We start from the raw sequence: 4,871 nt of genomic DNA, 5'->3' as shown, positions 1-4,871 counted from the left end.
ATTCAGTTAGGTGAGGCTACTATACAGAAAAATGCCACTGTCCAGAAACGTCGAGAGACGCCAACGGGCCAACAGACATTATCGGTTTAAGGTATTGTCAAATGTGGCTGGTTTATTTGACCTACGCTGTATAGTGCTAAAACTCAACGAGTTGAAGTGTGTTATGCTTTATCTGGTAAAGCCTTTCATTCGTTGAAAGGTTTTTTTTGTTTAAATAAGGAGGTGATGGTTATGGATTCTGATCCTTTACCTGGAAAATATAATATTTATTTGAATAGTTCACTGAAAATGAAGAACCATAATCATCATATTGATGTTGATGGTGGTGGCTCTTGCTGAAAAAGGAGGTTTTTACAATGCTAAGTGATATTACAAATCTGGTGAAACAGGGTAAATTCGTACAAGCGAGAGATGAAATAACTAAGATGAATGTGGTAGATTTAGCACAATCATTAGAAACACTGCAACCCCACACTGCTCTTGTTATTTTCAGGTTGATGCCTAAAGAAATAGCCGCTGAGGTTTTTTCATATATGTCATTCGAACAAAAGCAATTTATTATCGAGTCCATCACTGACAAGGAAATAAAAGGCATAATAGATGAGCTTTTCTTTGACGATACTGTGGATTTTATTGAGGAAATGCCTGCAAATGTAGTGAAAAGGGTACTGAAAAATACTAGCGAAAGCAAGCGAAAGCTTATAAATCAGTTTTTAAAATACCCTGATAATTCGGCAGGCAGTTTGATGACTATAGAGTACGTGGACCTAAAAAAAGAGATGACGGTTAAGGATGCACTTGAGCATATAAGAAAGACCGGCATTGATAAGGAAACTATAGATATTTGCTATGTTATGAATAAAAACCGAAAGCTGGAAGGTGTCTTACCTATAAGGAAACTGATATTAAATGAAGAATCTGTAGTTATAAGGGAAATAATGAATACAAATTTTATCTATATTCATACCCATGATGATCAAGAGGATATAGCGTTGCTGTTTAAAAAATACGATCTTTTGGTGATGCCTGTGGTAGACAGTGAAAACAGGTTGGTAGGAATTATAACTATAGATGACATAGTGGACATAATTGAACAGGAAAATACGGAAGACTTTCAGAGGATGGCTGCTATGCAGCCCTCGGAAGAAGAATATCTTAAGACAGGGGTTTTTGAACTTGCTAAACACAGGATAATATGGCTTTTGGTTTTGATGATATCGGCCACAGTTACTGCAGGTATAATAAACAAGTATGATATGATTTTACAGTCTGTGGTCGTGCTTGCGGCGTTTATACCTATGCTTATGGATACAGGCGGAAATGCCGGTTCACAATCGGCTACCCTCATAATAAGAGGACTTGCTTTGGAAGAGATACAGATAAAGGATATTTTAAAAGTGATTTATAAAGAATTCCTAGTAGGAGCCATAGCAGGCCTTGTTCTAGCAGGGGCTAATTTTGTTAGATTGCATTTTGTGGGCAAAGCGGATATAAAAGTGAATTTAACTGTATGTATAAGCTTATTTTTAACAGTGATTATAGCCAAAGTGGTAGGAGGTGTGCTGCCTATATTAGCAAAAAAATTTCGGTTAGATCCGGCGATGATGGCAGGTCCTCTCATTACCACCATTGTGGATGCCACCGCCTTGCTGATCTATTTTTCAATTGCAACTTGTCTCTTAGGTATATGATAAATATGAAATGTGTAAAACAATAATAGATGAGGATCCTATAAAAGATATAGCTTTTTAGTTATTTTGTACTAAATTCAAATTATAAGAAGGAATTTTAATAAATATGAAGAAATTAAATATTATGTCTTTAATTAGCAATAGATGCTCTAATAATGATAAAAATTAACAACAATTAATGATAAAAATTAACAACAATTTATTTTTCATAAACAAGGGGGATTAATATGAGGAAGCGGGGAGGATATAAATGAGAATTAAGCTGGATAGTATTGATGGAAGCCATATGGCTTTTTACTATTGCAGCCCGGAACACCTTGCAATAAATGCATTACAATATTTAAAGGAAGGAGAGGAGAGAAAGCAAAAGCTATATATTTATATGGATCCTTTATTGTTTGGGAAATTGAATCAATTATTTGAAAAGCTGGGCGATGGCTGCAATATTGAACATCTTTATCTAGAACAATTAATTCAAGGCTATAAAGCAGACGGCATTCAAAAGCTGAGGGGACACATTAATGAGTTGGTATGGGAATGTCGGAGAGACAGATATGAGGGTATAAGGGCAATTGTTCAGGTTGCTTTTGCCATAAAACAGACTTCTAAAGAGGATTTTTTAAACTTTGAAGAAGTTATAACCGGAATTATTGAAAACACAGCTTTTTCACTGATGTGCACTTATGATTTTTATGATTTTATAACTAAAAAGCAAATAATTGATAAAGAAGTGATCAAAAAATCCTTAAAAACCCATCCCTATATTTTGAACCAATTTTCAATAAAAGTGAATACAATATAATATATCTCCTCTAAAACAATAAATTTTACAATATTGTATATAATTGAATTATGTTGTTATAGCGATTTTAGAATTGGGTATTTATTAATTACAAGAAGTCTTATTCAAGTCTTACGGACGAATATAAAATATATAAATAGGAGGGTCAACCATCAAAAATGATGTGAAACAATCATTGTATGTTCTTAACAAGAACATAGAGGGCTTGAGACAGGAATTATATTCGTTGATGAATAAAAAGGATAAGTCTGATCAAAGCATAATACTTATAAGTCAGGAATTGGATAAACTGCTTGTAGAATACCACAGATTAATGAAAAAAAGATAGTATCAAATGGGCTCTTTCTTGAATTTAAAAGATAGAGCTTTTTTGTATTTTTGTTATAGTATCTATAATAATAGGATTTAAAAGCAATTGCTTATTGACTTTTTATCCAAATACCTATTAGAATAAGTATATTGTGTAGCTTTTTAGGTGGTACACTTGTTTATCAGGCTACAAGGCAAAACAATCTATTTAAGTGAGGTGGAGGAACTTTGTCAAATACAAACAACAAAAAGAATGGCTGGGCGCTGATACCTTTAGCCGTTTTCTTGGTATTATATCTTGTTACTTCTATAATAATAGGAGATTTTTACAAAATGCCTGTAACAGTGGGATTTTTGGCAGCAGCTGTTGTAGCTATAGCTATGAACCCAGGGGAGACTATAAATAAAAAGATAGAAATTTTCTGTGAAGGGGCGGGCAATAATAATATTATTTTGATGATACTTATATTTTTTCTTGCAGGTGGCTTTGCCCAAGTAGCTAAGGATATGGGAGCAGTGGATTCTACTGTAAACTTAGGTCTCAGTTTCATGCCTGGAAATGTACTTATTGCAGGGATTTTTATTATCGGGTGTTTTATTTCATTATCAGTAGGTACTTCGGTAGGTACTATTGCTGCACTGGCCCCCATGGCAGTAGGAATAGCAGAAAAGACAGGAATGCCGTTAGGGTTGGCCCTTGGTGCAGTTGTCAGCGGCGCAATGTTTGGAGATAATCTTTCCATGATATCTGATACTACCATTGCTGCAGCAAGGACTCAAGGTAGTGAGATGAGAGACAAATTTAAGATGAATTTCTCTATTGTTTTACCGGCGGCTATACTCACCGCTTTTATATTTATATTTATGAAGGCAAATGGAGGAGGCATACTGAACGGTTCTTATGACTACAATGTATGGAAGGTGCTCCCTTATATTGCCGTATTGGTAGCTGCGTTGGCAGGGGTAAATGTGATGATAGTGCTAACAGGTGGAATTGTATTTGCAGGTATCATAGGAATAGCCACCGGCTCATTTGATATATGGGGCTTTGTACAGGCTATTGGAGATGGAATGCTGGGAATGTCTGAAACCATAATAGTTTCTCTGTTAGTGGGAGGTATTGTGGAGATTATAAAACACAATGGGGGCATTGCGTTTCTGCTGGACTTTATTACAAAGAGGATAAAGACAAGAAAAGGAGCAGAGCTAGGCATTGCCGCTCTGATAAGCGCTGTGGATGTGTGCACTGCTAATAATACTGTTGCTATAGTTATGGCAGGGCCATTGGCAAAGGATATAGCGGAAAAATATGATATAGAGCCTGCTAGAAGCGCAAGTATATTGGATACTTTCTCCTGTTTTATGCAGGGAATCATACCATATGGAGCTCAATTATTAATAGCTGCAGGTGTAGCCGAAAAGGCTATATCCACTGTAGAAATTATGAAATACCTATACTATCCATACCTGATGGGTATATGCGCACTTGGTGCTATATTATTCAACTTCCCAAGAGTAAAACGTACAACGACACAAGGGGACGGTTCTTCTGTGTCGTAGTAAAAAACAGCGCGAGGAGATGGTTTACTCGTGCTGTTTTTATTATTTTATATATTCATTTAGGATTTTATTTGTTTCATTATTTATCTTTTCCACATCGATGGATTGGATGAAATTATCATTCAGTTTATACTTTTGTTTTAAGCTTATTATCCTGTATACACTTTGATCAATTCTTTGCCGTGAAATATCACCCTGTTCTACCGCGGTTTTTAATGCTTTGATTATTGCGACTTGATCATGGTAACCATGACACACTAGAATAATATCACTGCCTGCATTGACAGCTTTTATTGCTGCTTGCCCTAGATCCATATTTTCAGTGATAGCTCCCATAGTCAAATCATCGCTGATAACTACTCCATCAAAATTCATATGGTGTCGCAACAGATCAGTTATGACTGCTTTTGACAGCGAGGATGGATTGTCGGCATCAATATCAGCGATCAATATATGTGCAACCATGACTACATCAGCACCGTTTTTTATTGCCTCATCAAAAGGAACTA

5 protein-coding genes and 1 riboswitch are annotated in these 4,871 nt (G+C 35.6%); of the genes, 4 read left to right on the top strand and 1 reads right to left on the bottom strand.

Features of this window, described 5'->3' with window-relative positions; genetic code table 11:
- Positions 1 to 162, top strand: a riboswitch (M-box (ykoK) riboswitch). This riboswitch is flagged as partial in the annotation.
- Between the two features lie 194 nt (positions 163 to 356).
- From mgtE to PHP06_10505, 4 genes are all read left to right on the top strand, one after another.
- Positions 357 to 1,691: a magnesium transporter gene (mgtE, locus tag PHP06_10520; protein ID MDD3840974.1), complete on the top strand. Its 1,335-nt coding sequence runs from the start codon at positions 357 to 359 to the stop codon at positions 1,689 to 1,691.
- Between the two features lie 250 nt (positions 1,692 to 1,941).
- Positions 1,942 to 2,493: an MEDS domain-containing protein gene (locus tag PHP06_10515; GenBank protein ID MDD3840973.1), complete on the top strand. Its 552-nt coding sequence runs from the start codon at positions 1,942 to 1,944 to the stop codon at positions 2,491 to 2,493.
- A gap of 163 nt (positions 2,494 to 2,656) precedes the next feature.
- Positions 2,657 to 2,821, top strand: a complete 165-nt coding sequence (locus PHP06_10510; protein ID MDD3840972.1) for an aspartyl-phosphate phosphatase Spo0E family protein — start codon at positions 2,657 to 2,659, stop codon at positions 2,819 to 2,821.
- Between the two features lie 209 nt (positions 2,822 to 3,030).
- On the top strand, positions 3,031 to 4,362 hold the full coding sequence (locus PHP06_10505; protein MDD3840971.1) for a Na+/H+ antiporter NhaC family protein: 1,332 nt from the start codon (positions 3,031 to 3,033) through the stop codon (positions 4,360 to 4,362).
- Between the two features lie 42 nt (positions 4,363 to 4,404).
- Here the strand turns inward: PHP06_10505 and PHP06_10500 are convergent.
- Positions 4,405 to 4,871: glycoside hydrolase family 3 N-terminal domain-containing protein (locus PHP06_10500; protein ID MDD3840970.1), on the bottom strand; the 467-nt coding region annotated here is incomplete at its 5' end.

It is taken from the genome of Clostridia bacterium (assembly GCA_028698525.1).
GTDB lineage: Bacteria > Bacillota > Clostridia > JAQVDB01 > JAQVDB01 > JAQVDB01.
Note: the sequence above shows the minus strand (reverse complement) of the source record. Positions and strands in the feature narration are given on the sequence as shown.

Bases quoted from the DNA above. Each gene is read 5' to 3' on its own strand.
- mgtE (MDD3840974.1), top strand. From the start codon at position 357: ATGCTAAGTGATATTACAAATCTGGTGAAACAGGGTAAATTCGTACAA.
- PHP06_10515 (MDD3840973.1), top strand. From the start codon at position 1,942: ATGAGAATTAAGCTGGATAGTATTGATGGAAGCCATATGGCTTTTTAC.